This is a genomic window from Frigoribacterium sp. NBH87 (genome assembly GCF_014217665.1).
GTDB classification, from domain to species: Bacteria; Actinomycetota; Actinomycetes; order Actinomycetales; family Microbacteriaceae; genus Frigoribacterium; species Frigoribacterium endophyticum.
The window spans coordinates 972,474-996,902 of the sequence record NZ_CP043650.1; the positions used below are offsets into that span (position 1 = coordinate 972,474).

A 24,429-nucleotide genomic window follows, 5' to 3' on the forward strand; every position below is an offset into this window, starting at 1 on the left:
GGGTGGGGGCGATCCGCCGGCCGGCGGGGCAACGGACGCCCAGGCCGAGAGGCGCGTCGTAGGCTCGGCCCGTGACCTCGACGACGACCACGCTGCCCACCCGCTCCCCCTCCGACCTGGGCGTCGACGCCCGGGGGCTGCTCGCCCTCGTCGACGGCCTGGAGGCGACGCCCGGCGTCGAGCCGCACGGCCTCGTCGTGGTGCACCGCGGCGCCGTCGTCGCCCGGGGCTGGTGGGCGCCGTACTCGGCCGAGCGCCCGCACCTCGTCTACTCGGTGAGCAAGAGCTTCACGGCCACGGCGGTCGGCATCGCCGCCGACGAGGGACTGCTGACGATCGACGACACGGTCATCAGCTGGTTCCCCGAGCTCGACGCCGAGGTGACCGACGACCGGACGCGCCGGATGCGCCTCCGCCACCTGCTCGCCATGGCCAGCGGCCACCGGACGGAGACGCTCGACCGCGCCGAGACGCTCGACCCCACGAACGTCGTCCGCGGCTTCCTGCTCACGCCGCCCGAGGCCGAGCCCGGCTCGGTCTTCGCCTACAACCAGCCCTGCACGTACACGCTCGCGGAGGTGGTGCGCCGCGCCTCGGGAGCGACGCTGGTCGACTACCTGCGCCCGCGCCTCCTCGACCCGCTCGGCATCGACGTGGCCGCGTGGCAGCGCGACGCGAGCGGCGCCGAGCTGGGCTTCAGCGGCCTGCACACGACCACCGACGCGGTCGCGGCCCTCGGCCAGCTGCACCTGCAGCAGGGCCGGTGGGGCGACGAGCAGCTCGTCTCCGCCGCCTGGGTCGCCGAGGCGTCGCGCCCGCACGCCTCGACGGCCCACGAGGGGTCGGCCGACTGGCAGCAGGGCTACGGCTTCCAGTTCTGGGTCTCCACGCACGGGTACCGTGCCGACGGCGCCTACGGCCAGTTCAGCCTGGTCGTGCCCGAGCACGACCTCGTCGTCGCGATCACGAGCCAGACCACCGACACGAAGGCGCTGCTCGACCTCGTCTGGGCCACCGTGCTGCCCGCCCTCGGCGCCGGCGGCAGCGCCGACGACGACGCCCGCCTCGCCGAGCGGCTGGGCGCACTGACGCTGCCCGGCGTCGCGGCCCCGACCGGCGACGGCGCGGCGGGCGACGACACGACCAGGGGCGAGGAGACGGTCGGCACCCCCGCCGCGGGCACCTGGACCGTCGCCGCGGGCGGCGACCAGCCCGGCCTCACCGCCGTCGAGGTCACGACCGAGGGCACGCCGACGCTCACCCTCGTCGAGGGCGACCACCGCCTCGAGGCCGCCCTGGGGCTCGGCGAGTGGCGCACCACCGGCCCGCTCGCCACCTGGGCCGAGCAGCACGGCGACCACCTGCTCGTCGACGTCGTCTTCGTGGAGACGCCCCACCGCCTCCACCTCGACGCCGACCGGGGCACCGGCACGGTGAGCGTCCGGTGGCGGACGGCGCCCCTGCACGGCCCCGACCTGAGGACCCTGCGGGCCCCCGGCCCCGACGACGTGGCGACGCGCTAGGGCCGGGCCGGGCCGGCCGTCGCTAGGGCCGGGCCGGCCGTCGGGAGTCGCGGGTCAGGTCGGGTGGACGGTGTCGCGCAGGCGCCCCTCGGCCAGCCAGGCGAGGCGCCGCAGCGCCTCGTGGTTGCGCCAGGTGAGCGGCACGTCGAGCACGGCGTCGGGCACGAGCGCGCCCGGGCCGCTCACGGCCTCCTCCGTCATCGTCACGAAGCAGCCGCCGGCACGGTCCGCGACGTCGATGCCGACCCGGGCCTCCCCCGCCGGCCAGCCACGGGCGAGGAAGACGGCCCGCCGCGGGGCGTCCCACTCGAGCAGCGTCGTCGAGTCGTCGATGACGAGCGGCCAGACGCCGAACGAGTGGTGGATCTTCGCGCCGGCCCGGGGCCACTCGCGCTCGACGTCGCGGATGCGCGACGCGCCGACGACCCAGCTCGGGAAGAGCCAGCCGTCGCTGAGGACGTCGAAGACGTCGCGCGGCGACGCCTCCAGGAACCGGTGCACGACGCTCACGAGTCGCCCCCTCCGTCGGGCCCAAGACGGGGCAGGTGGTCGATGCCGAACTCGTGGCGCAGAGCGCTCTGCGCGGCGTAGGCACCCCCCATGCCGTGCACGCTCGGGCCCGGCGGCACCGAGGACGACGCGAGGTAGGTGCCGGGCACGGCCGTCCGCCACGGGTCCGTCGAGAGCACGGGGCGCACGATGAGCTGCTTCAGGCTCGGGGCGCCGGAGGCGATGTCGCCCCCGACGTAGTTCGGGTCATAGGCCTCGAGCTCGTCGGCCGAGCGGGCGCTGCTGGCGAGGACCAGGTCGCGGAAGCCGGGCGCGAAGCGCTCGATCTGGCGGGTGATCGCCTCGGTCATGTCGACGGTGCTGCCGTTGGGCACGTGCGCGTACGTCCACAGCGAGTGCTGGCCGGCCGGGGCTCGGCTGTCGTCGACGACGCCGGGCTGGACGGCCAGGACGAACGGCTCAGCCGGGTGCACCCCGCGGGCGACGTCGTGCTCGGCCCGGGCGATGTCGGCCCGGGTGCCGCCCAGGTGCACGGTCGGTGTCCGCCGCAGCTCCTCCGCCGCCCAGGGCATCGGACCGCTGAGGGCGAAGTCCACCTTGGAGGCGCCTCCCCCGTACCGGAACCGCTCGAGACGACGTCGGTAGCCGGCGGGCATCTCGTCGCCCGCGATGGCGATCAGCTGGCGCGGGGTCACGTCGAGCAGTTTCACGCGCGCGTCGAGCTGGCGCAGGCTGGTCACGTCGACGCCCGTCTCGATGACGCCGCCGTGGGCTCGCAGGTCGTCGGCGAGCGCGTCGGCGATCACCTGGCTGCCGCCCCGGGGCACCGCCCAGCCGTAGCCGTGGCCGTGGACGGCGAGCGCGAGGCCCGCGGCGCCCGCCGACAGGCTCGGCATGGGGCGGATGGCGTGGGCCATCACGCCCGCGAGCAGCGCCCGCGCCTCCTCCGTGCGGAGCCCGGCGTCCCACCAGGGGCCGCCCTGGTGGAGGATGCGCAGCCCGAACTCGACCACCGTCTGCGGGTGGCGGGGCAGCTGGAGGATCGGCGACAGCGTGAACTGCGAGAGCTCGGCCTCGATGTCGACGAGGCGCGAGAACATGCGGCGCCAGGTCGCACCGTCACGGCCGAGGCCCTCGACGGTCCGCTCGAGGTCGCGGTGGGCGACCCCGGCGCGGCCGCCGTCGAGCGGGTGGCCGTACGAGACCTCGGGCACGATCATGTCGACGCGCTGCTCGAGGCCCCAGCGCCGGAAGAACCCGGACGCCATCGCCATCGGGTGCACGGCTGAGCAGACGTCGTGCCGGAACCCGGGCAGGGTCAGCTCCTTCGTGCGGGTGCCGCCGCCGACCGTGTCGTCGCGCTCGAGCAGCTGCACGCGCAGGCCGGCCCGGGCGAGGACGACCGCCGCCGCCAGGCCGTTCGGCCCGGCGCCGACGACGACCGCGTCGAAGGCGTGGCTCATGCGCCCTTGCGCCCTCCGACCAGGGCACGGACGACGGCGACGCCCGCGCCGACCGCCCCGGCGCCCGCCAGGGCGTAGCTGAGGCCGCGGTTGCGCGTGTACCAGACCTGGGGGCTGGTGCTGCGGGCCTGGTCGTCGAAGATGCCGTGGGCGCCGTGGTCGCCGCTGGTGGGCTGGTAGAGGTTGTCGGGCAGCATGGCCTCCGACTTCTCGGGGGCCTGCTGGCCCGAGTAGCCCGACTTGGCCAGGTAGACGTCGAGGAAGTTCGCCACGAAGCGGTTGCCGAGCACGGTCATCACCGTGGGCTCGCCGAGCCACGTCCGACGGCGCGGCTTGTCGGCCACATCGGCGATCGCGATCGCGCCCACCTCGGGCTGGTAGATCGGCGGCACCGGCTTGGGGTGGTGCGGCAGGCGCGAGCGCACCCAGTTGAACTGGATGGTGTTCAGCGCGGGCATGTCGACGGTCGAGATCTCGACGGCGCTCCCGTTGTGGATCAGCTCGGTGGTCACCGACTCGGTGAAGCCCTGCACCGCGTGCTTGGCCCCGCAGTACGACGCCTGCAGCGGGATGCCGCGGTGCGCGAGCGCCGACCCGACCTGGATGACGTGGCCGCGGTCGCGCGGCACCATGCGCGAGAGGGCGGCGCGGGTGCCGTTGACGAAGCCGAAGTAGTTGACCGCCGTGGCGCGCTCGAAGTCGGCCGGGTCGGTCTCGAGGAACTCCCCGAAGACGCCCACCATGGCGTCGTTGACCCAGAGGTCGATCTCGCCGAGCTCCTGCTCGACGCGCGTCGCGGCGGCCTCGACCTGCTCGCGGTCGGCCACGTCGGTCGGCACGGCGAGGCCGCGACGACCGGCGGCCTCCACGTCGGCGACGGCGCCGTCGAGGCCGTCCTGCCCGCGGGCGAGCACCGCGACGTCCCAGCCGCGCTCGGCGAGCTCGCGCACGATGGCCCGGCCGAGCCCGGCCGAGCCTCCGGTGACGACGGCGACGCGGGGCTTCGTGGGGGTGCTCTTCGACATGGTTCTCCTGGCTCGTCGGCGGCCCGCTGGCTCAGGCCGTGCCCGGTCGACGGTAGTCCGACCCCGCTGGGCGGCGTCCGCCCCGGGGGACGTCACGGGGACGACCGGCCGGGCGCCGCCCTGGGGAGGGACTGCAGGAGGCACGGTGTCAGATGTCGAAGCCGCCCAGGTCGCCGCCCCCGAAGTCGCCACCGCCGAAGTCGCCGCCGCCCCCGAAGTCGCCGCCGCCACCGCCGAAGTCGCCGCCCCCTCCCCCGAAGTCGCCGCCAGCGTCGGCGCCGTCCTGCCCGCCGTCGCCGCCGTCGCCGCCGTCGGCACCGCCCTCGCCCTCTCCGCCCGCGACGTCGCTGCCCGCGTCGGGCAGGAACGCGCCGACGAGCGCGGAGCCCACGACGTAGCCCGCGACGGTGCCGAGCAGCGACCCGCCGATGATCGAGCCCATGCCCATGCCCGGGCGGCCGCCTGCCTGCGCGCCCTGACCGCCGGCCGCACCGCCGCCTCCCAGGGTCCGTTCGAGGGTGCCCGGCTTCCGCAGCTCCGACCGGGTCGCCGCCTGCGCGAGCGACCCGGCGTCGTCGCCGCGGGGCTGCTCGCCCTGGCCGGCCTCACGGCTGAGCTCGTCGAAGACCAGCCGGCGCTGCTCGGGGCTCAGCTTCTCGAAGGCCTCGGCGTGCACCTGCTCGATGGTCTCGGGCGGCGCCGTGCGCAGCAGGTAGCGGTAGCGCTCGACGGCGATCTCGTCGTCGCTCCGCGCCGGTGCCCGCCCTCCCGGTGCCGGTGCCCGCCCTCCCGGTGCCGGTGCCTGCGCCTGCTGGCCCGCGGCCTCGTCGTCTCGTCCGAGCAGCCTGTCGAGGAATCCCATGGTGCCGTCCTGTCTGTCGGGTCGGGGCGTCGGCCCCGACGGGTCTCCGACAGTACGGACGACCGGCCGCCCGCGCCTGGACGCGCGGTGCGGATCAGCTGCGAGCGGAGTCGCGGTCGGCGGCCCGACGACGGCGCACGGCCCGCAGCACCAGCCACAGCACCACCCCGCCGATCGCCGCGTAGACCGCGTAGTCGAGGTACTTCGCGTAGCGGTCGATCAGCTCGTACTGGGTGCCGAGGGCCGCCCCGAGCAGGATGAGGAGGGCGTTCCAGAGTCCGCTGCCGACGACGGTGAAGAGCGTGAACGAGGCGAGCGGCATCTTCTCGGCGCCGGCCGGCAGCGAGATCAGGCTCCGGACGCCGGGCACGAGGCGCCCGAAGAAGACCGCCGACCGCCCGTGCCGGTGGAACCAGTCGGCCGCCTTCTGGAAGTCCTCCCGGTCGACGAGGGGGAGCTTCGACAGCAGCGTGATGCTCCGCTCGAGGCCGATCACGGCGCCCAGCCAGTACAGGACGAGCGCGCCCACGTAGGCGCCGAGCGTGCTGACCACGATCAGCAGCACGATGTTCATGTTCCCCTGCCCGGCGAGGAACCCGGCGAGCGGCAGCACGATCTCGCTCGGGATCGGCGGGAACACCGTCTCGACGAAGGTCAGCAGCCCCACGCCCCACTCGCCCAGGGCGTCGATGACGCGCGCCGCGACGCCGACGAGGCCGTCGAGCTCCTGCACGGACGAGGAGGCGCCCTGCGCGACGACCGTGGACGGCAGGCCCCCCGACGGGCCCGCGAGGGCGGCGGAGACGGACGGGGCGAGCACGGCGGTGGAGGTCATGGGTCCCTGGGTCGGTTCGGTGCCCGCGGTCGCCACGGGTCGGATCGGCTCCGTCGAGCATGCCAGCACGGGCTGGACGACCGCCCACAGGCTCGTGTCGCGTGCCGGACCGGGCCCGCCCGGCACGGTAGATTGGCGGACGACCGCATCCTCGCCTCCTCGTCCCCGGTGCGGAGCAGACGACAGGACTGAACAGGACTTCCATGGGATCGCTGATCTACGGCACCTCCGGCATCGAGGTCGAGTTCGATGACCGCGTGCTCGAGCACCTCCAGATCGTCATCGCCACGAAGCTCCGGCGCCGCGAGTCGTTCTTCTTCTCGTGGCGCGACACCCAGAAGGTCGGCGACGGGCGCAGCAGCATCTGGCTCGACCCGGGCATCCCCCTCTACTTCAAGTACTCCGGCGGCCGCGTGCCCGCCATCAACCGCGACTGGCTGACCGAGCTGACGGCCTCGTCGAACAGCTCGTCGGGCCTGGTGCTCACCGACGAGCCCAGCACCGACAACAGCGTCAAGCGCAAGTAGCGCGGGCAGGCCACCAGGCCGATCGACCGCCGGGCCCCGCGGAGTCGCGGAGCGGCCCTCGAGCCCTGCTCCGCCGCCGTCGTCAGCGCCGGGTGCGACCGCCCCGCCGGGCCAGCGCCGCGACGCCCCGCCACCCCAGCAGGAAGACGCCGAGCACGACGATCGTCACGACGACGAAGCTCAGCTGCACGCCCTGCCCGCTCGCGACCCGGAGCAGCACCCCGAGCACGGCCGTCGACACCCAGACGACCGCGCCGGAGGCGAGGCGCGGCAGCGGCCAGCGCACGCCGACCACGCTCAGCCAGCCCACGACGAGGCCGACCGCGAACGGCCAGAGCGTGGTGGCGAGCCCGGGCAGGTCGAGGCCCTCGGCGTGGCTGCGGCGGCCGATGACCACGAAGGCCACGACCAGGACGGCGTCGAGGGCGAGCGCCCACCACGGCGGACGGCGGGAGGGGGCGGCGGAGCGGGGCGTGGTCATGGTGTCCTCAGGGGGTGCGGGCGGGTCGGGCTCAGCGCGGCGGCTCGAGCGTGCGCGAGAGCTCGGCCAGCAGCTCCTCGACCTGCGGCTCGACGAGCCGATCGACGGCGTCGGCGATCCGCTCGCGCTGGGCGACGACCGCGAAGCAGAGCGCGGTGCCGACCGACTGCGCGTGCTCGTCGGCCAACGCGAGCTCGCGGCGCAGGGCCGCCTTCGCCTCGTCCGAGAACTCGGGCTCGTCGTCGACGCCGTCGGCAGCGTGGCGTGCGGCCTCCTCGGCGGCGAGGCCCTCGAGGGTGAACAGGAACGGCTGGCCGGGCTCCGGCTCGGGGTCGACGTCGAGGCCGTCGAACTCGAGGGCGAGGCCCTCGTCGGGCCGGTAGCCGTCGACGCCGACCTCGGCGGCCCGTCGGAGCTCGCGGGTCACGAGGGGCAGGTTGCGGGTGGTGTACGAGTCGACCTCGTCGTCGACGATGTGCCGGAGCCGGTTCAGCAGCGCGTGCTGCACGGCGTGGGGCACGTCGCCGTCGAACCCGGCGGCGACCGCGACGGGCGAGCCGAAGCAGACCCGGCAGACGCGCGTGCGGGCCCGGGCGGTGCCGATCCGCCACCGGGGCAGCCAGCGCAGCCAGGCGTCGACCGCCGTGCGCACCTGCCCCTCGAGGGAATCGACCATGACGACGAATCTAGGGCCCGAGGCCGGGAGACGCCCGACACGCCCGGGCGAGCCGTCAGCCCTGGTCGACGGTGACGAAGTCGATCAGCTGCTCGACCCGGCCGAGCAGCGCGGGCTCGAGGTCGCCGAAGGCACGCACGCGGCCGAGGATGCGCTGCCACGCCGCGGCGATGTCGGCCTGGTCGTCGTGGGGCCAGCCGAGGGCCTCGCAGACGCCGTGCTTCCACTCGACCGAGCGGGGCACCTCCGGCCAGCGCGTGAGCCCGAGGCGTGCGGGCACGACGGCCTGCCAGACGTCGACGAACGGGTGCCCGACGACGAGCACGTGACGGCCGTGCGGGCCCCTCGTGACCGCCTCCGCGATGCGGCTCTCCTTCGACCCGGGCACGAGGTGGTCGACGAGCACGCCGACGCGGCGCTCGGCGGTCGGCCGGAACTCCGCCAGCACCTCGGCGAGGTGGTCGACGCCCTCGAGGTACTCGACGACGACGCCCTCGACGCGCAGGTCGGCGCCCCAGACCTTCTCGACGAGCTCGGCGTCGTGCCGGCCCTCGACGAAGATGCGGCTCTGGCGGGCCACCCGCGCGCGGGCGTCGCCGACGGCGAAGGAGCCCGAGGCCGTGCGGGCCCGGCCCTGCGGCGCCGCCCTCGGCACCCGGAGCGCCACGGGCGCACCGTCGATCAGGAACGAGCCCGAGAGCGGGAAGGCGCGGACGCGCCCCTTCCAGTCCTCCAGCTCGACCGTGCCCGCCTCGACGCGCACGACCGCTCCCGTGAAGCCGCTCCGTGACTCCTCGACGACGAGGTCGCGCACCGCGTCGGTGGGGGTCGGCGCGGGGCGCGACGAGCGCTTCCAGTCGCCGCTGAGCACGTCTCGGCCGTACCGGTCGTCATCCACGGGTCGAGCCACCTCCCTGGTGGGGTCGTGAGCCCGGCGCACGGGGCGCCCGGGGTCGGGGCTGGTAGGGCCGGGGCGGGCCCGGGCGGTCGGCACCCGCGGCCGGAGCTGCACCGGCGCCGCGAGCCGTCGTCGAGGCCGGGCGCGCGGCCCGGGACGTCGCGGCGGGAGCGGCCGGCGCCCCGCCGGCGCGGGAGGGGCGCGAGGAGGCGGCGGTCGCGTCCGCCACGGAGCCGCGGCCCCCGGCGCGGGTCGGGGCCGAGGCCCGCGCCGGGGCCGCCGACGCGGCCGCCGCCGCCGCCGGACGAGCGTCCGGCGTGAAGCCCGCCGTGAACGCGACGACGAGCCCGCCGAGCAGCAGGAGCACGGTGAGCCCGGAGACCGCGGCGGGCAGCCACCACGTGGCGAGGGCGCCGCCGCGCTGCGCGAGCATGGTCACGACGAGCTCGAGGGCGACCGACCACCACGCGACGGCGAAGCCCCGGGCCAGCCAGGCCGCGAGCCGGCGACGCAGCTCGGGTCGGCGGCCCGCGGCCTTCCAGTGCTCGGCGTGGGGCACCAGCACGTGCCGGGCGGGAGTCCACGCGAGGAAGGCCGCGCAGACCAGGTAGGCGACGAGCGTGCCGACGAGCAGCAGGGCGACGACGAGCACGAGGTCGACCCGGCTCGCGGCGAACGCGACGGCTCCGGTCTCGGGCTCGTGCACGAGGCCGACCCGGTCGGGCAGCGCCCACCACGAGACGAGCAGGGCGACGCCGGCGACGGCCAGCGCGAGGCCGGCCGGCGCCGCGGCGCGGATCGTCGGCGGCACGGTCACGACGACCGGCCGCCGACGACGGGAGCGGGCGCGACGATCAGGCCTGGGCCCTCTCGAGCACGAGCTCGCGGACGCGAGCGGCGTCCGCCTGGCCCTTCATCGCCTTCATGACCGCACCGATGACGGCGCCCGCGGCCTGGACCTTGCCGTCGCGGATCTTCGCGAGCACGTCGGGCTGGCTGGCGAGGGCCTCGTCGATGGCGGCGATCAGCGCGCCGTCGTCGGAGACGACGCGGAGCCCGCGCGCCTCGACGACCTCGGAGGGAGAGCCCTCCCCGGCGACGACGCCCTCGAGCACCTGGCGCGCGAGGCGGTCGGTCAGCTCGCCGGTCTCGACGAGCGCGATCAGCTCGCTGACGTGGCGGGGCGAGACGAGGGTCGACGCGTCGACCCCGGCCGCGTTGGCGAGGCGGGCGATCTCGCCCGTCCACCACTTGCGGGCCGCCTGCGGCGAGGCCCCGGCGGCGACCGTCTCGACGAGCTCCTGGAGCAGGCCGGAGTTGACGACGTCCTGGAACTCGAGGTCGGCGAAGCCCCAGTCGGCCTTGAGCCGACGACGCATCGCGACGGGGGCCTCGGGCAGCGCGAGGCGCAGCTCCTCGACCAGCTCGCGCGACGGCACGACCGGCAGCAGGTCCGGCTCGGGGAAGTAGCGGTAGTCGTCGGCGTCGCTCTTCGGGCGGCCGGCGGAGGTGCGGCCGGTGTCCTCGTGCCAGTGCCGGGTCTCCTGCGTGATGGTGCCGCCGGCGGCGAGGATCGCGGCCTGGCGCTGGATCTCGTGACGGACGGCACGCTCGACCGAGCGGAACGAGTTGACGTTCTTGGTCTCGGTGCGGGTGCCGAGCTCCACCTGGCCGTGCGGCCGGAGCGACACGTTGGCGTCGCAGCGGAGGTTGCCGCGCTCCATGCGCGCCTCGCTCACGCCGAGGCCGCGCACGATGTCGCGGATCGTCGAGACGTAGGCGGCGCCCAGCTCGGGGCCGAGGGCCCCGGCGCCGATGATCGGCTTCGTGACGATCTCGACCAGCGGGATGCCCGCGCGGTTGTAGTCGACGAGCGAGTACTCGGCCCCCTGGATGCGGCCGGTCGAGCCGCCGACGTGCGTCAGCTTTCCGGCGTCCTCCTCCATGTGGGCGCGCTCGATCGGCACGTGGAAGACGGTGCCGTCGGGCAGCTCGACCTCGACCTCGCCCTCGTACGCGATCGGCTCGTCGAACTGGCTGACCTGGTAGTTCTTGGGGTTGTCGGGGTAGAAGTAGTTCTTCCGGGCGAAGCGCGAGCTCTCGGCGATCGAGCAGCCGAGGGCGAGGCCGAGGCTGATCGAGTACCTCACGGCCTGCTCGTTGACGACGGGCAGCGAGCCCGGGAGGCCCAGGTCGACCGGGGTGACGTTCGTGTTCGGGGCGCCGCCGAAGAAGTTCGGCGCGTCGGAGAACATCTTGGTCTTCGTCGCGAGCTCGACGTGCACCTCGAAGCCGATGACGACCTCGTACTTCTCGAGGGCCTCGTCGTAGTCCATCAGGTCTGCCTTGGCCATCAGATGACTCCCTCGGTGGCGGCGTTCTGTTCGGTGGCGCTGAGGTCGGGGGCACGGGAGATGAGCGTGTGGCCCCAGCCCTGCTCGAGCAGCTGCTCGAGCGCGGCGCCGTAAGTGTAGAGACGGGCGTCCTGGCGGGCGGGGGCCATGAACTGCAGGCCCGTGGGCAGCCCGTCCTCCTCGGCGAGGCCCATCGGCACCGTGATGCCGGGGATGCCCGCGAGGTTCGCCGGGATCGTCGTGATGTCGTTGAGGTACATCGACAGCGGGTCGTCGAGCTTCTCGCCGAGCGGGAACGCCGTCGTCGGGGCCGAGGGCGAGACGAGCACGTCGACCTGGTCGAAGGCCGCGGCGAAGTCGCGCTGCACCAGCGTGCGCACCTTCTGCGCGCTGCCGTAGTACGCGTCGTAGTAGCCCGCGCTGAGGGCGTAGGTGCCGAGGATGATGCGGCGCTTGACCTCGGGGCCGAAGCCGGCCTCGCGGGTGGCTGCCATGACGTCCTCCACCGTGCCCTTGCCCTCGGGCACGACGCGGAGGCCGAAGCGCACCGAGTCGAACTTCGCGAGGTTGGACGACGCCTCGGCGGGGAGGATCAGGTAGTACGCGCTGATGGCGTACTCGAAGCTGGGGGCCGAGACCTCGACGATCTCCGCGCCGGCGCCCGAGAGCAGCTCCAGGGCCTCGGCGAAGCGGGCCTTGACGCCGGCCTGGAAACCCTCGCCGTTCAGCTCGCGGACGACGCCGATGCGCACGCCCTGCAGCGCGCCTCCTGCCAGGCCTGCCCGGGCCGCCTCGGCGAACGAGGGCCACTCGTCGCGCAGCGAGGTGGAGTCGCGGGGGTCGTGGCCCTTGATGACGTCGTGCAGCAGGGCGGAGTCGAGCACCGTGCGGCTCACGGGCCCGACCTGGTCGAGCGAGCTCGCGAGGGCGATCGCCCCGTAGCGGCTGACCGAGCCGTAGGTCGGCTTGACGCCGACGGTGCCCGTGACGGCGCCCGGCTGGCGGATCGAGCCGCCGGTGTCGCTGCCGAGCGCGAGAGGCGCCTCGAAGGCGGCGACGGCGGCGGCCGAGCCACCGCCGGAGCCGCCGGGGATGCGGTCGAGCGACCACGGGTTGTGCGTCGGGCCGTAGGCCGAGAACTCGGTCGAGGAGCCCATCGCGAACTCGTCCATGTTCGTCTTGCCGAGGGGCACCATGTCGGCGGCGCGCACCTTGCGGACGACGGTGGCGTCGTACGGCGGCACCCACCCCTCGAGGATCTTGCTGCCCGAGGTCGAGGGCATGTCGAGCGTGCAGAGGACGTCCTTGACGGCGATCGGCACGCCGGCCAGGGCCCCGAGCTGCTCGCCGGCGGCGCGGCGACGGTCGACGTCGGCGGCGGTGGCGAGGGCCGCGTCGCTGACGTGGAGGAAGGCGTGGACGTCGCCGTCGACGGCGGCGATGCGGTCGAGGTGCGCCTGGGCGACCTCGACGGCCGAGACGTCGCCGGCGGTGAGCGCCGCGGAGAGGTCGGCCGCGCTGAGGCGGACGATCGAGGAGGCGTCGGTCATGGCTACTGCTCTTCTCCGAGGATCGCGGTCACGCGGAAGCGCGAGCCGTCGTGGTCGGGGGCGCCCGAGAGGGCCTGCTCGACCGTGAGCGTCTCGCCCACGACGTCGGGGCGGAACACGTTCTCGAGCGGGATGGGGTGGCTCGTGGCGGGGACGTCGTCGGTCGCGACCTCGGCGACCTTGGCGACGTTGTCGACGATGTGGCCGAGCTCCCGCGTCATGGTCTCGATCTCGTCGGGGGTCAGGGCGATGCGGGCGAGACCGGCGAGGTGCTGCACCTGCTCGCGCGTGATTTCAGACATGCTGCTCCGTCACATGGTGGAGTGGGGGCCCCGGTCGGGGCACCGGTCGATCTTACGGGGCTCAGTCGCGCAGGTAGACGTCCTGCGGGCGGACGAGCGCGAGCTCCGGCCCGTCGGGCCGCGGCTCGCCCGGGCCGCGCTCGTCGCCGTCGACCATGTCGCCGTGGCCGAGGGCGATGAGGGCCAGGCTCCTCATCGACTCCGTGCCGGGCAGGAGGTAGTCGTTGTGGCCGAGCGCGGCGCGGAGGGCGCGGCCGGTCACGGAGTCGTCACCTCCGCCGGTGTGCAGCAGCACCGCGCCGAATGCGCCCGTGCCCGGGTCGACCCCGAAGTACCCGCTGCCCGCCACCGGGTCGAAGCTGCCCGCGGCGGCGTAGACGTCGTCGTCGGCCACCGACAGCATCGCCGCCGTCGGCACGACGCTGCCCGGCGAGCCGAGCAGCGCGAGCGAGTCGACGCTCACCCGGCCCGACGACAGGGCCAGCGTCGCGGTGGTCGACCCGTACGAGTGCGCCACGACGGTCACCCGGGGGGCGTCGGAGGCGCGGGCCGCGTCGAGACCGCTGAGGGCGTCCTCGAGGTGGCCGGCCCCCTGACGGGCGAGGTCGAGCGTGTAGACGTTCGTGAGGTCGGGCGTGCGGTAGCCCATCCAGGCCACGACGGCGACGCTGTCGAGCGGACGGGCGTCGGAGCGCGCCAGGAGGTACGTCCAGGCGCGCTGCTCGTCGTGCAGCTGCCCCGCGGTCTCGGCCCAGTCGACCATCTGCCCCTGCACCGTGAAGAACATGCCGGGCACGAGCACGCTGACGTCGTCGGCGGTGTCGAGGCTGCCCACCGAGACGGCGGCCCGGCCGGGCATGACGGTGTCGAGGGCGATGAGCTGGCGGTCCTCGTCGCCCGCGCTCCGGTCGGCGAGCGCGAGCTGGACCTGCCCGAGCATGGCGGAGCGGGCGTCGTCACCGACCTGCTCGGCGGCGGTCTCGTCGCGGTCGTGGAGGGCCAGCGTCGCGGCGCCGAGGAAGAGCCGGTTGGCCTGGTCGCGCACGGAGTAGGGCACGCCCTCGAGCTGCCCGACCACGCCGGGCACGGCGGCGACGAGGCCGAGCCGGCGCGAGTCGTCGAGGCCGGCCCACCACGCCGCCGTGGTCGGTGCGTCGGCACCGGCCGTCAGCACCGCCGACAGGCGCGACGCGTCGTCGCCCACCGGGTCGAACGAGTCACCGAGGGCCGTGAGGGCCGGCGAGGAGGCGCCCCTCAGCTCGGCGAGGCACGCGGGCACCGTGAGGTCGGGGGCCGCGGTCGACGGCCGCGCGCCGGTCGTGGTCGACGGCTCGGCCGTGGCGAGTGCGCGGCAGACCGCGACCTGCTCGAGACCGGGCGTCGTGTCGACGGTCGCCGGCTCGTCACCGCGAGGCGGCGCGGCGGTGTCGGCGAGCGGAGGACCACCCGGCTCTCCGGGCGCGGTGACCGCGACCCCGGGCACGACGGGAGCATCGACCGCTCCGGCGAAGTGGATCGATGCAGAAAGGATGGCTGTGGCGAGGAACAGCACGTCGGGTGTTTCCCCCTCGATGGGTGCCAGTGCCCCTGCGCCCTACAGCAGAGGTCGACACGTGCTCACATCGTAGGAGGGGACCCGTTCGGGGGGCCAGTGATCTCAGGCCTCCGGGTCGTCGACGCCCCCCGAACTGGGGTCAGCGAACGCGGCCGGGCCCTCCTTAAGGAGGACACGGAACTGGTCCGCGTCGATGATCCGTACCCCGAGCTGTTCGGCCTTGGTGAGCTTGGACCCGGCACCGGGGCCGGCGGCCACGAAGTCGGTCTTCTTGCTCACGCTGTTGCCGGCCTTGCCGCCCGCCGCGAGGATCGCCTCCTGTGCCCCCTCCCGGCTGAAGCCCTCGAGGCTGCCCGTGGCGACGACGGTCAGGCCGGCGAGCACGCCCCCCGCCTCGACGGCGGCGCCGGGGCCGGGGTGGCCGGGGGTGTCGAACTGGACGCCCGCAGCGGCCCAGCGGTCGAGGATCTCGACGTGCCAGTCGACCTCGAACCACGCGAGCAGGGCGTCGGCGATGATGCCGCCGACGCCGTCGACGGCGGCGAGCTCGTCGCGGCTGGCAGAGCGCATCGCGTGGAGCGAGCCGAAGTGGTTCGCGAGCGCGCGGGCGGCCACGGGGCCGACGTGGCGGATGCTCAGCCCGACGAGGATCCGCCAGAGCGGGCTGGTCTTCGCCGCCTGCAGGTTGGCGAGCATCTCGATGGCCGTCTTCGACGGCACGCTGGTCTCGTCGCCGGCGAACTCGGCCGCCTCGGGGTCGAACGGGCCGTCGGCCTTGCCGCGGCGACGACGGAAGGGCGTGACGAGCTTGGGCGCGCCGTCGTCGCCGAGCTTCTCCATGCCGGTCTCGGAGTCGCGGACGACGACCTTGACGGGGAAGACGTCGGCCATCGTCAGGTCGAAGAGCCCGGCCTCGGTGCGGAGCGGCGGCTCGGCGGGCTCGACGGGCTGGGTCAGCGCGGCCGCCGCGACCTCGCCGAGCCCCTCGACGTCGAGCGAGCCGCGGGAGGCGATGTGCTCGACGCGCCCGCGCACCTGCGCCGGGCAGCTCTCGGCGTTCGGGCAGCGCAGGTCGACGTCGCCCTCCTTCGCCGGGGCCAGCGGGGTGCCGCACTCGGGGCAGTCGACGGGCATGACGAACTCGCGCTCGCTGCCGTCGCGGAGCTCGACCACCGGGCCGAGCACCTCGGGTATCACGTCGCCGGCCTTGCGGAGCACGACGGTGTCGCCGATCAGCACGCCCTTGGCGCGGACGACGTGCTGGTTGTGGAGCGTCGCCTGGCGGACCTCGCTGCCGGCCACCTCGACCTTGCGCATCACCGCGAACGGCGTGGCGCGGCCGGTGCGGCCGACGCTCACGACGATGTCGAGAAGCTCGGTGTTGACCTCCTCCGGCGGGTACTTGAAGGCCGTGGCCCACCGGGGCGCCCGGCTCGTCGCCCCGAGCTCGTCGTGGAGCGCGAGGTCGTCGACCTTGACGACGATGCCGTCGATCTGGTGCTCGACCGACGACCTCCTGACCCCGTAGTCGTGGATGAACCGGGCGACCTCGGGCACGGTGTCGTACACGCGGTAGTGCGTCGAGGTCGGCAGGCCCCACGACGCGAGCAGCTCGTAGACCTCGCTCTGGGCGCGGACCTCGGTGTCGCGCTCGAGCTCGCGGACGGGCCAGGCGCCGATGCCGTGCACGAGCATCCGCAGGCTGCGCAGCCGCGCGTCCATCAGCTCGCGCTTGGCCGGGCTCTTGCCCTCGATCTTCTGGCGCAGCGAGCCGGCCGCGGCGTTGCGCGGGTTCGCGAAGACGCGCTCGCCGGCCTCGCGCTGCCGGGCGTTCAGCTGGTCGAACTCGGCGACGGGGAAGAAGATCTCGCCCCGCACCTCGACGATCGCCGGGTGCCCGGTGCCGCTGAGCCGCTCGGGGATCGTGCCCATGGTGAGCACGTTCGCCGTGACGTCCTCGCCGACGACCCCGTCGCCGCGGGTGGCGGCCGTGACGAGCACGCCGTGCTCGTAGCGCAGGTTGATCGCGAGGCCGTCGATCTTGAGCTCGCAGAGGAAGCGCACGCGCTCGGCGCCGGCGTCGCGCTCGACCTTGCCCGCCCACTCGGCGAGCTCGTCGTCGCTGAAGACGTTGTCGAGGCTGAGCATGCGCTCGGCGTGCTCGACCGGCGCGAACTGCGTCGTCTCGGCCCGGCCGCCCACGGTCTGCGTCGGGCTGTCGGGCTTCTGCAGCTCGGGGTGGGCGCGCTCGAGGGCGTCGAGGCGACGCACGAGGGCGTCGTAGTCGGCGTCGCTCACCGTCGAGGCGTTGCCCTCGTAGTACTGGTCGCGCAGCTCGAGCACGCGCGACGTCAGCGCCTCGACCTCGTCGCGCGCGGTCGCGAGGTCGTCGGGCACCTCGGCGTCAGCGGCGGCGGCGGCGATGTCGGCCACCTCGAGCCCCCTAGGCCGAGACCGGCACGGCGCTGACCGTGCGGTCGATCGTGCACTGGCCGAGCACGCGGGTGCCGACGTAGACGACGGCGGTCTGCCCGGGGGCGACGCCGCTGAGGGGCTCGTGGGGAGTGATCACGAGCTCCTTCTTACCCTCGACCTCCGTCACGCGCGCCGTCGCGGGCTCGGGGTCGGAGTGGGCCCTGATCTGGACGTCGCAGGCGAACGGCACGGTGGGGTCGGCCGGGGCCGCACCCGCCCACGTGTACGAGCCGCCGGCGATCTCGGCGATCTCGAGCGCCTCCTTCGGGCCCACGACGACGGTGTTGTCGACCGGACGCACCTCGAGCACGAAGCGCGGCTTGCCGTCGTCGGACGGGAACCCGATGGCGAGCCCCTTCCGCTGCCCGACGGTGAAGGCGTGCGCGCCCTCGTGGGTGCCGATGCGGGCCCCGCTGCGGTCGAGGATGTCGCCGGTCTCGGCGCCGACCCGCTCGGCGAGCCAACCGCGGGTGTCGCCGTCGGGGATGAAGCAGATGTCGTGGCTGTCGGGCTTGGTCGCGACGCTGAAGCCGCGGGCGGCGGCCTCGGCGCGCACCTCGGCCTTCGACGGCGTGGCGCCGAGCGGGAACATCGAGTGCGCGAGCTGCTCGGCGGTGAGCACCCCGAGCACGTACGACTGGTCCTTCGCCCAGGCGGAGGCGCGGTGCAGCTCGCGCTGCCCCTGGTCGTCGGTGACGATGGTCGCGTAGTGGCCGGTGCAGACCGCGTCGAAGCCGAGCGCGAGGGCCTTCTCGAGCAGCGCGGCGAACTTGATCCGCTCGTTGCAGCGCATGCACGGGTTGGGGGTGCGGCCAGCCGAGTACTCGGCGACGAAGTCGTCGACCACGTCGAGCTTGAAGCGCTCGGAGAAGTCCCACACGTAGTACGGGATGCCGATCAGGTCGGCCGCGCGCTGCGCGTCCATGCTGTCCTCGATGGTGCAGCAGCCGCGGCTGCCCGTGCGGAGCGTTCCCGGCATCCGGCTCAGCGCCAGGTGGACCCCCACGACGTCGTGCCCCGCCTCGACGGCCCGTGCCGCCGCCACCGCCGAGTCGACGCCGCCGCTCATCGCTGCCAGTACCTTCATCCCTCCAGTGTAGGCAGCGCCCCCGACGTCGGGCGGGCGGCGCCGACGAGCCCGCGGGGCCGGGCATAGTGTGGCGGGCGTCATGTCGTCCCCCACCCCCGCCGCCTCCCTCCGGTCGGTCGCCCTCGCGGCGTTCCTGCCGGCCGCCCTCTTCGCGATCGGCGAGGGGGCGATCATCCCGATCATCCCGGTCGTCGCGAGCGACCTGGGGGCCAGCCTCCCGTTCGCCGCCTTCGTCGCGGCGCTCATCCTCGTCGGCGAGCTGATCGGCGACGTCCCGAGCGGGTGGCTGGTCTCCCGCATCGGCGAGCGCACCGCCATGATCTCGGCGGCCCTCGTGAGCACGGTCGGCCTGCTGACCTGCGTCGCGGCCCCGAACGAGTGGGTGCTGGCCCTCGGCGTCCTCCTGATCGGCCTCTCGACGGCGGTCTTCGCGCTGGCCCGGCACGCGTTCATGACGAGCTTCGTGCCGGTCGAGATCCGCGCGCGGGCCCTCTCGAGCCTCGGCGGCGTCTTCCGGTTCGGCTTCTTCGTCGGCCCCTTCCTGGCTGCCGGGGTCATCCACCTCACCGGCTCGACCCAGTCGGCGTTCTGGATCCACGTCGGGGGCTGCCTCGGCGCCGCGGCCGTCCTGCTCGTGCTGCGCGACCCCACGGCCGTCCTCGGCGAGCGCCGGGCCGCCGCGGCCGCCGCCGGGTCGCCGGTCGACCCCGCCGCCGGTGCGACGGCGGGCCCGACGCCCGGCGAGGTCGCGGTCGAGAAGGAGGCGCGGGGCCTGTTCGCGACGCTCGCCCGCCACCGTGGCGTCCTCCTCCGTCTCGGCAGCGGGGCGGCCCTGATCGGCGCCATGCGCGCGGGTCGCCAGGTGATCCTGCCGCTGTGGGCCGTCAGCATCGGCGTCGACGCCCCGCAGACCGCCCTCGTGATCGGCATCGCCGGCGCCGTCGACTTCGCGCTCTTCTACACGAGCGGCCAGATCATGGACCGCTGGGGACGGCTCTGGAGCGCGGTGCCCTCGATGGTCGGGCTCAGCGTCTCGTACCTGGCGCTGTCGCTCACCCACGACCTCGACGCGCGGGTGGGCTGGTTCATCGCCGTGGCGATGTTCATGTCGCTGGCGAACGGCATCGGCAGCGGGATCCTCATGACGCTCGGCGCGGACCTCGCCGACCGGGCCGACCCCGCTCCCTTCCTCGGCGCCTGGCGCTTCACCGGCGACGCGGGCAGCGCGGCGGCGCCGCTGCTCATCTCGGGGCTGACGGCGCTCGTGTCGATCTCCGTGGCCAGCGGGGTCATGGGCCTGCTGGGCCTCGCGGGGGCCGCGATCCTGCTGCGCTACGTGCCGCGGTACTCGCCGCACGTGCCGCGCGACCGCCGCTGAGGGCAGGCCTCCTGCGCGGGCCGACCCGCGACTCCCCCACGGCCAGCCGGTAGACTCTGCCCGCTCCGGCGGGAGTGGTGAAACTGGCAGACACGCAGGATTTAGGTTCCTGTGCTTTCGAGCGTGAGGGTTCAAGTCCCTTCTCCCGCACCAGGCGACCCGGGCACCGGGTGCTCTCGGCCACCTCCGAGCCGCGGGGCCCCGCGGGCCCACTACATTGTCCCCATCACCGGTCGACGGCCCTCGTCGGCCGCACCCGGTCGACCCCAGGGCCGCCCGCACCCGAAGAGAGACCGATGCTGCCCCTGGCGACCATCTCGTGGCTCGACCCCGAGTACCTCCTGTCGGCCTTCGGCCCCTGGGCCGTGGTGGGCGTCTGCCTCCTGGTCTTCGCCGAGACCGGGCTGCTCGTCGGCTTCCTCTTCCCCGGCGACACGCTGCTGATCATCACCGGCATCCTGGCCGCGACCAACCCCGGCGCCCTGGGGCTGCCCATCTGGCTGATCGCGATCTTCATCGCGATCGCCGCGTTCGCGGGCGGCGAGCTCGGCTACCTGATCGGCCACAAGGTCGGGCCCCGCATCTTCGAGCGGAAGGAGAGCGGGCTCTTCAGCGTGGCGAACGTCAAGCGCACCAACGCCTTCTTCGAGCGGTTCGGGCCGATGGCCGTCATCATCGCGCGCTTCGTGCCGGTCGTGCGCACCTTCGCCCCGATCATGGCGGGCGTGGCCCACATGAGCTACCGGCGCTACTCGCTCTTCAACGCGATCGGCGCGGTGGTGTGGGGCCTCGGCGTGACGCTCACCGGCTTCGGCATCGGCCACATCCCGCCGGTGGCCGACTTCGTCAGCGCCTACATCGACCTGATCCTGCTCGGCGCGGTGCTGGCGACGGTCATCCCCATCGCGATCCACTACCTCCACGGGGTGCACCAGGCGAAGAAGCACGAGGGCGACAGCGCCGCGACCGACGGCACGGCCGACGACGCGGCGCCCGTCGAGACGGCGCCGACGCAGGCCTGACGGCCGGGCCGTCAGCCCGCCGGGCCGTCAGCGCGCCGGGCCGTCAGCCCGCCAGCGCCGCCACGTGCGGCGCGATCGCGCGGAACGCGCGTGAGCGGTGGCTGACCGCGTTCTTCTCGTCCGGCGTGAGCTCGGCCGAGCTGCGGGTCTCGCCCTCGGGGCGGAACACCGGGTCGTAGCCGTGCCCGCCCGTGCCGACCCGCGCCTCCAGCACGGCCCCCGGCCACTCGCCGTACTCGACGTGCTCGAGCTCCGTCGAGCCGTCGGGGCCGGGCACCACCAGGGCCGCGGCGCACGAGAAGTGCGCCGCGCGGTCGGGCACGCCGACCAGGTTCGCCAGCAGGAGGTCGATGTTGTCGTCGTCGTCCCGCGTGCCGGCGTACCGGGCGGAGTGGATGCCGGGGGCCCCGCCGAGGGCGTCGACCGAGATGCCGCTGTCGTCGGCGAGCGACGGGAGGCCGGTGTGGGCCGCGGCCGCCCGCGCCTTGATGAGGGCGTTCGCGGCGAACGTGTCGCCGTCCTCGACGGGCTCGGGGCCGTCGTACGCCACGAGCTCGACGCCCGGCGCCGTCTCGGCGAGGATGCGTCGGAGCTCGGCGACCTTGCCCTGGTTGTGCGTCGCGATGACGACCCGGATCACGCGCCCAGCACCTCACGCTGGACGGCCGTCAGGTCGGCCCCGCCCGCGACGGCCAGGTCGAGCAGCAGGCCGAGCTCGCTGCGGTCGAAGGGCGCGCCCTCGGCGGTGCCCTGCACCTCGACGAAGAGCCCCGAGCCGGTGACGACGACGTTCATGTCGGTCTCGGCGCGCACGTCCTCGACGTAGGCGAGGTCGAGCATCGGGCGACCGTCGACGATGCCCACCGAGACGGCCGCGACGCTGTCGGTGAGCGGCGTCGCCTTCTGCGCGATGAACTTCTTCTCGCGGCCCCACTCGATCGCCTGCGCGAGCGCGACGTAGGCCCCGGTGATGGCGGCGGTCCGGGTGCCGCCGTCGGCCTGCAGCACATCGCAGTCGAGCACGATCGTGTTCTCGCCGAGGGCCTTCGTGTCGACGACGGCCCGGAGGCTGCGGCCGATCAGGCGCGAGATCTCGTGCGTGCGGCCGCCGATCTTGCCCTTCACGCTCTCGCGGTCGTTGCGCGAGTTCGTCGCGCGGGGCAGCATCGAGTACTCGGCCGTGACCCAGCCCTTGCCCTTGCCGGCCAGCCAGCGCGGCACGCCGTTCGTGAAGGAGGCGGTGCAGAGCACCTTGGTGCCGCCGAACGAGACGAGGGCGCTGCCCTCCGCCTGGGCGCTCCAGCCCTTCTCGATGGTGACGGGGCGGAGCTGGTCGAGGCGGCGGCCGTCGACGCGGACGGTCTCGGTGGTGGTGGTGTCGCTCATGGGGGTCCCCTGTCGGGTCGGTGCTGCGGAGGTCGGTGCTGCGGAGGTCGGTGCGGTGGTCAGGAGGCGCGGCGGGCGCGGGCGGCGCCGGGCAGCTCGATGGCCCCGGTCTCGAGGTGGCCCACCCTCGAGATCTCGGGCCCGAGGAAGCGCTTGGCGAGCCGGAGGAACGACGACTTGTCGGGTCCGGTCGCGTCGAACTCGTACCGCGGCGGAGCGGAGCCGGTGGCCTCGAGATCGTGGTCGACGAGCGTCCGGTACACGTCGGCGGCCGTCTCGTCCGCGCTCGAGACGAGCCGCACCTCCGGCCCCATCACGTACTGGATCGCCGCCGACATCAACGGGTAGTGCGTGCAGCCGAGCACGAGGGTGTCGACCCGCTCGGCGCGGAGGGGCGCCAGGTACTCCTCGGCCACGGCCCGGAGCTCGGCGCTCGAGGTGTCGCCCGCCTCCACGAACTCGACGAAGCGCGGGCAGGCCTGCGTGAAGAGCTGCAGGTCGGCGGCGGCCGCGAAGGCGTCCTCGTAGGCCCGGCTGTTGACCGTGCCCTCGGTGCCGATGACGCCGATCCGCTTCGTGCGGGTCTGCTGCACGGCGGAGCGGACGGCCGGCTGGATGACCTCGACGACCGGGATCCCGCTGCCGATCGTGTAGCGCTCACGGGCGTCGCGGAGCACGGCGGCGGAGGCGGTGTTGCAGGCGATCACGAGCAGCTTGACGCCCTGCGCCACGAGGTCGTCCATCACGGCGAGCGCGTAGCGACGGACGTCGGCGATCGGCTTGGGCCCGTAGGGCGAGTGCACGGTGTCGCCGACGTAAAGGACCGACTCGCGGGGCAGCTGGTCGATGATGGCCCGCGACACGGTCAGCCCGCCGACTCCGCTGTCGAAGACTCCGAGGGGTGCGTCCGTCACGCGTCGAGCCTACCGGGCCCTCCGCCCGTAGGCTGGGCCGCGTGACCAGTGCACTGCTGACCGACCGGTACGAGATCACCATGGTGGAGGCGGCCCTGCGGGCCGGCACCGCCCACCGCGAGAGCGTCTTCGAGCTCTTCGCGCGACGGCTGCCGGAGGGGCGGCGCTACGGCGTCGTCGCCGGCACGGGGCGCTTCCTCGCCGAGCTCGCCCGGTTCCGCTTCGGCGACGCCGAGCTCGAGTGGCTGCGCGAGGGCCACATCGTCGACGGCGCCACGCTCGACTGGCTCGCCGACTACCGGTTCTCGGGCACGATCCGCGGCTACGCCGAGGGCGAGGTCTACCTCCCCGGCTCGCCCCTGCTCGTGGTCGAGTCGACCTTCGCCGAGGGCGTGCTGCTCGAGACCCTGGCCCTGAGCGTCTTCAACTACGACTCGGCCGTGGCCAGCGCGGCGGCCCGCATGGTCTCCGCCGCCGACGGCCGGCCCCTCGCCGAGATGGGCTCGCGCCGCACCGGCGAGCGGAGCGCCGTCGCCGCCGCGCGCGCGGCGTACATCGCGGGCTTCGGCGCGACGAGCAACCTGGAGGCCGGTCGCACCTGGGGCGTCCCGACGATGGGCACGGCCGCCCACGCCTTCACGCTGCTGCACGACTCCGAGGAGGACGCCTTCCGGGCGCAGGTCGCGACCCTCGGCCCGGGCACCACCCTGCTCGTCGACACCTACGACATCGAGGCCGCCGTCCGCACCGCCGTCGAGGTGGCGGGCACCGGCCTCGGGGCCGTCCGCATCGACAGCGGAGACCTGCCCTCGCTGGTGGCCCAGGTGCGCCGCCAGCTCGACGACCTCGGTGCCACCGGCACCCGCATCACGGTGACGAACGACCTCGACGAGTACACGATCGCCGCCCTCCGCGCCGCCCCGGTCGACAGCTACGGCGTCGGCACGTCGGTCGTCTCCGGCTCGGGCCACCCCGCGGCCGGGATGGTCTTCAAGCTCGTCGCCCGGCAGGACGACGACGGCCGGTGGGTGTCGGTCGCCAAGAAGTCGGCCGACAAGGCCACGGTCGGCGGCCCCAAGTCGCCGGTGCGCACCCTGACGTCGGGAGTCGCGCAGCAGGAGGTCGTCCGTGTCGACGACGCCGAGCCCCGTGAGGGCGAGCGCGCGCTCCTGGTCGACCTCGTCGTCGACGGGGTGGTCGATGACCGGTGGCTGGGCGAGGCGGGCACCCGACGGGCGAGGGAGCACCGGGAGGCGGCGGTCGCGGAGCTGCCCGCGGGCGCCTTCCGGCTGGGTCGCGGCGAGCCCGTCCTGCCGACCGTCTACGAGTGAGGCGGTGAGGGCTACTCGCCCTTCATCTTCTCGTAGATCTCCTTGCAGGTCGGGCAGACGGGGAACTTCTCCGGGTCGCGCCCCGGGGTCCACTTCTTGCCGCAGAGCGCCTTGACGGGCTTGCCGCTCAGCGCCGACTCCATGATCTTGTCCTTCTTCACGTAGTGCGAGAAGCGCTCGTGGTCGCCCGGGTCGATCGCCTCCTCGGTGAGGAGCTTCTCGAGCTCGCGATCGAGGACGTCGAGGCCACCGCCGGTTTCCGTGTTGCTCAT

At 74.2% G+C, this 24,429-nt stretch carries 24 protein-coding genes and 1 tRNA gene; 6 read left to right on the forward strand and 19 right to left on the reverse strand.

Features of this window, described 5'->3' with window-relative positions; genetic code table 11:
- Positions 1–71: 71 nt before the first annotated feature.
- Positions 72–1,523: a serine hydrolase gene (locus F1C15_RS04560; RefSeq protein WP_185233240.1), complete on the forward strand. Its 1,452-nt coding sequence runs from the start codon at positions 72–74 to the stop codon at positions 1,521–1,523.
- A gap of 54 nt (positions 1,524–1,577) precedes the next feature.
- On the opposite strand, the gene F1C15_RS04565 is transcribed toward F1C15_RS04560, so the two are convergent.
- From F1C15_RS04565 to F1C15_RS04585, 5 genes are all read right to left on the reverse strand, one after another.
- Positions 1,578–2,033, reverse strand: coding sequence for an SRPBCC domain-containing protein (locus F1C15_RS04565; RefSeq protein WP_056056505.1), 456 nt, complete (start codon positions 2,031–2,033; stop codon positions 1,578–1,580).
- Positions 2,030–3,496 carry an NAD(P)/FAD-dependent oxidoreductase gene (locus F1C15_RS04570; RefSeq protein WP_185233242.1) on the reverse strand — a complete coding sequence of 489 codons (1,467 nt, stop codon included), beginning with the start codon at positions 3,494–3,496 and terminating at the stop codon, positions 2,030–2,032. The genes F1C15_RS04565 and F1C15_RS04570 overlap by 4 nt, the downstream gene beginning before the upstream one ends.
- Positions 3,493–4,521: an SDR family oxidoreductase gene (locus tag F1C15_RS04575; RefSeq protein WP_185233244.1), complete on the reverse strand. Its 1,029-nt coding sequence runs from the start codon at positions 4,519–4,521 to the stop codon at positions 3,493–3,495. Before F1C15_RS04575 ends, F1C15_RS04570 begins: the two co-directional genes overlap by 4 nt.
- A 148-nt stretch (positions 4,522–4,669) precedes the next feature.
- Positions 4,670–5,383: a hypothetical protein gene (locus F1C15_RS04580; RefSeq protein WP_185233246.1), complete on the reverse strand. Its 714-nt coding sequence runs from the start codon at positions 5,381–5,383 to the stop codon at positions 4,670–4,672.
- 94 nt (positions 5,384–5,477) lie between these two features.
- On the reverse strand, positions 5,478–6,218 hold the full coding sequence (locus F1C15_RS04585) for a DedA family protein (protein WP_185233248.1): 741 nt from the start codon (positions 6,216–6,218) through the stop codon (positions 5,478–5,480).
- Between the two features lie 203 nt (positions 6,219–6,421).
- Between F1C15_RS04585 and F1C15_RS04590 the strand changes: the two genes are divergently transcribed.
- Positions 6,422–6,745: a hypothetical protein gene (locus tag F1C15_RS04590; protein ID WP_056056509.1), complete on the forward strand. Its 324-nt coding sequence runs from the start codon at positions 6,422–6,424 to the stop codon at positions 6,743–6,745.
- Positions 6,746–6,827: 82 nt separating this feature from the next.
- On the opposite strand, the gene F1C15_RS04595 is transcribed toward F1C15_RS04590, so the two are convergent.
- The 10 genes from F1C15_RS04595 to mnmA all read right to left on the reverse strand — a co-directional run bounded on the left by F1C15_RS04595 (position 6,828) and on the right by mnmA (position 18,123).
- Positions 6,828–7,226: a DUF3054 domain-containing protein gene (locus tag F1C15_RS04595; RefSeq protein ID WP_056056510.1), complete on the reverse strand. Its 399-nt coding sequence runs from the start codon at positions 7,224–7,226 to the stop codon at positions 6,828–6,830.
- 31 nt (positions 7,227–7,257) lie between these two features.
- The gene (locus F1C15_RS04600) at positions 7,258–7,902 is read right to left on the reverse strand and encodes a hypothetical protein (RefSeq protein ID WP_056056511.1); all 645 of its coding nucleotides are present in this window, start codon (positions 7,900–7,902) and stop codon (positions 7,258–7,260) included.
- Positions 7,903–7,957: 55 nt separating this feature from the next.
- Entirely contained in the window at positions 7,958–8,800 is an 843-nt protein-coding gene (locus F1C15_RS04605; RefSeq protein WP_185233251.1) for a DUF3097 domain-containing protein, read from the reverse strand.
- Positions 8,793–9,617 carry a hypothetical protein gene (locus tag F1C15_RS04610; protein WP_185233253.1) on the reverse strand — a complete coding sequence of 275 codons (825 nt, stop codon included), beginning with the start codon at positions 9,615–9,617 and terminating at the stop codon, positions 8,793–8,795. Before F1C15_RS04610 ends, F1C15_RS04605 begins: the two co-directional genes overlap by 8 nt.
- A gap of 37 nt (positions 9,618–9,654) precedes the next feature.
- Positions 9,655–11,154 carry an Asp-tRNA(Asn)/Glu-tRNA(Gln) amidotransferase subunit GatB gene (gatB, locus tag F1C15_RS04615; protein WP_185233255.1) on the reverse strand — a complete coding sequence of 500 codons (1,500 nt, stop codon included), beginning with the start codon at positions 11,152–11,154 and terminating at the stop codon, positions 9,655–9,657.
- On the reverse strand, positions 11,154–12,704 hold the full coding sequence (gene gatA / locus F1C15_RS04620) for an Asp-tRNA(Asn)/Glu-tRNA(Gln) amidotransferase subunit GatA (protein WP_056056515.1): 1,551 nt from the start codon (positions 12,702–12,704) through the stop codon (positions 11,154–11,156). The genes gatB and gatA overlap by 1 nt, the downstream gene beginning before the upstream one ends.
- A 2-nt stretch (positions 12,705–12,706) precedes the next feature.
- Positions 12,707–13,006, reverse strand: coding sequence for an Asp-tRNA(Asn)/Glu-tRNA(Gln) amidotransferase subunit GatC (gene gatC, locus F1C15_RS04625; RefSeq protein ID WP_056056516.1), 300 nt, complete (start codon positions 13,004–13,006; stop codon positions 12,707–12,709).
- Positions 13,007–13,067: 61 nt separating this feature from the next.
- Positions 13,068–14,558 (reverse strand): alpha/beta hydrolase, encoded by a 1,491-nt coding sequence (locus F1C15_RS04630; protein WP_185233257.1) that lies wholly within the window; start codon positions 14,556–14,558, stop codon positions 13,068–13,070.
- Between the two features lie 105 nt (positions 14,559–14,663).
- Positions 14,664–16,994 (reverse strand): NAD-dependent DNA ligase LigA, encoded by a 2,331-nt coding sequence (ligA, locus tag F1C15_RS04635; protein WP_185233259.1) that lies wholly within the window; start codon positions 16,992–16,994, stop codon positions 14,664–14,666.
- A 10-nt stretch (positions 16,995–17,004) separates the two neighbouring features.
- Positions 17,005–18,123, reverse strand: a complete 1,119-nt coding sequence (gene mnmA, locus F1C15_RS04640; RefSeq protein ID WP_185233261.1) for a tRNA 2-thiouridine(34) synthase MnmA — start codon at positions 18,121–18,123, stop codon at positions 17,005–17,007.
- Between the two features lie 82 nt (positions 18,124–18,205).
- On the opposite strand from mnmA, the gene F1C15_RS04645 reads away from it, so the two are divergent.
- The 3 genes from F1C15_RS04645 to F1C15_RS04655 all read left to right on the forward strand — a co-directional run bounded on the left by F1C15_RS04645 (position 18,206) and on the right by F1C15_RS04655 (position 20,526).
- Entirely contained in the window at positions 18,206–19,504 is a 1,299-nt protein-coding gene (locus F1C15_RS04645; RefSeq protein WP_185233263.1) for an MFS transporter, read from the forward strand.
- A gap of 68 nt (positions 19,505–19,572) precedes the next feature.
- Positions 19,573–19,657: transfer RNA gene (locus tag F1C15_RS04650), tRNA-Leu, on the forward strand.
- 143 nt (positions 19,658–19,800) lie between these two features.
- Positions 19,801–20,526 carry a DedA family protein gene (locus tag F1C15_RS04655; protein WP_056056521.1) on the forward strand — a complete coding sequence of 242 codons (726 nt, stop codon included), beginning with the start codon at positions 19,801–19,803 and terminating at the stop codon, positions 20,524–20,526.
- A gap of 43 nt (positions 20,527–20,569) precedes the next feature.
- Here the strand turns inward: F1C15_RS04655 and rdgB are convergent, their stop codons facing one another.
- The 3 genes from rdgB to murI are packed head-to-tail and all read right to left on the reverse strand — an operon-like array spanning position 20,570 to position 22,826.
- Complete coding sequence (gene rdgB / locus F1C15_RS04660; protein WP_185233265.1) at positions 20,570–21,166, reverse strand: RdgB/HAM1 family non-canonical purine NTP pyrophosphatase; 597 nt, start codon at positions 21,164–21,166, stop codon at positions 20,570–20,572.
- Entirely contained in the window at positions 21,163–21,912 is a 750-nt protein-coding gene (gene rph / locus F1C15_RS04665; RefSeq protein ID WP_185233267.1) for a ribonuclease PH, read from the reverse strand. The genes rdgB and rph overlap by 4 nt, the downstream gene beginning before the upstream one ends.
- Before the next feature lie 59 nt (positions 21,913–21,971).
- Positions 21,972–22,826: a glutamate racemase gene (murI, locus tag F1C15_RS04670; protein WP_056056524.1), complete on the reverse strand. Its 855-nt coding sequence runs from the start codon at positions 22,824–22,826 to the stop codon at positions 21,972–21,974.
- 80 nt (positions 22,827–22,906) lie between these two features.
- Between murI and F1C15_RS04675 the strand changes: the two genes are divergently transcribed.
- Entirely contained in the window at positions 22,907–24,157 is a 1,251-nt protein-coding gene (locus F1C15_RS04675) for a nicotinate phosphoribosyltransferase (protein WP_255465568.1), read from the forward strand.
- 11 nt (positions 24,158–24,168) lie between these two features.
- Here the strand turns inward: F1C15_RS04675 and F1C15_RS04680 are convergent, their stop codons facing one another.
- Positions 24,169–24,429, reverse strand: a complete 261-nt coding sequence (locus F1C15_RS04680; RefSeq protein WP_185233269.1) for a DUF3039 domain-containing protein — start codon at positions 24,427–24,429, stop codon at positions 24,169–24,171.

Bases quoted from the DNA above. Each gene is read 5' to 3' on its own strand.
- F1C15_RS04570 (WP_185233242.1), bottom strand. From the start codon at position 3,496: ATGAGCCACGCCTTCGACGCGGTCGTCGTCGGCGCCGGGCCGAACGGC.
- F1C15_RS04575 (WP_185233244.1), bottom strand. From the start codon at position 4,521: ATGTCGAAGAGCACCCCCACGAAGCCCCGCGTCGCCGTCGTCACCGGA.
- F1C15_RS04580 (WP_185233246.1), bottom strand. From the start codon at position 5,383: ATGGGATTCCTCGACAGGCTGCTCGGACGAGACGACGAGGCCGCGGGC.
- F1C15_RS04585 (WP_185233248.1), bottom strand. From the start codon at position 6,218: ATGACCTCCACCGCCGTGCTCGCCCCGTCCGTCTCCGCCGCCCTCGCG.
- F1C15_RS04590 (WP_056056509.1), top strand. From the start codon at position 6,422: ATGGGATCGCTGATCTACGGCACCTCCGGCATCGAGGTCGAGTTCGAT.
- F1C15_RS04595 (WP_056056510.1), bottom strand. From the start codon at position 7,226: ATGACCACGCCCCGCTCCGCCGCCCCCTCCCGCCGTCCGCCGTGGTGG.
- F1C15_RS04600 (WP_056056511.1), bottom strand. From the start codon at position 7,902: ATGGTCGATTCCCTCGAGGGGCAGGTGCGCACGGCGGTCGACGCCTGG.
- gatB (WP_185233255.1), bottom strand. From the start codon at position 11,154: ATGGCCAAGGCAGACCTGATGGACTACGACGAGGCCCTCGAGAAGTAC.
- gatA (WP_056056515.1), bottom strand. From the start codon at position 12,704: ATGACCGACGCCTCCTCGATCGTCCGCCTCAGCGCGGCCGACCTCTCC.
- gatC (WP_056056516.1), bottom strand. From the start codon at position 13,006: ATGTCTGAAATCACGCGCGAGCAGGTGCAGCACCTCGCCGGTCTCGCC.
- mnmA (WP_185233261.1), bottom strand. From the start codon at position 18,123: ATGAAGGTACTGGCAGCGATGAGCGGCGGCGTCGACTCGGCGGTGGCG.
- F1C15_RS04645 (WP_185233263.1), top strand. From the start codon at position 18,206: ATGTCGTCCCCCACCCCCGCCGCCTCCCTCCGGTCGGTCGCCCTCGCG.
- F1C15_RS04655 (WP_056056521.1), top strand. From the start codon at position 19,801: ATGCTGCCCCTGGCGACCATCTCGTGGCTCGACCCCGAGTACCTCCTG.
- rph (WP_185233267.1), bottom strand. From the start codon at position 21,912: ATGAGCGACACCACCACCACCGAGACCGTCCGCGTCGACGGCCGCCGC.
- F1C15_RS04675 (WP_255465568.1), top strand. From the start codon at position 22,907: ATGGTGGAGGCGGCCCTGCGGGCCGGCACCGCCCACCGCGAGAGCGTC.
- F1C15_RS04680 (WP_185233269.1), bottom strand. From the start codon at position 24,429: ATGAGCAACACGGAAACCGGCGGTGGCCTCGACGTCCTCGATCGCGAG.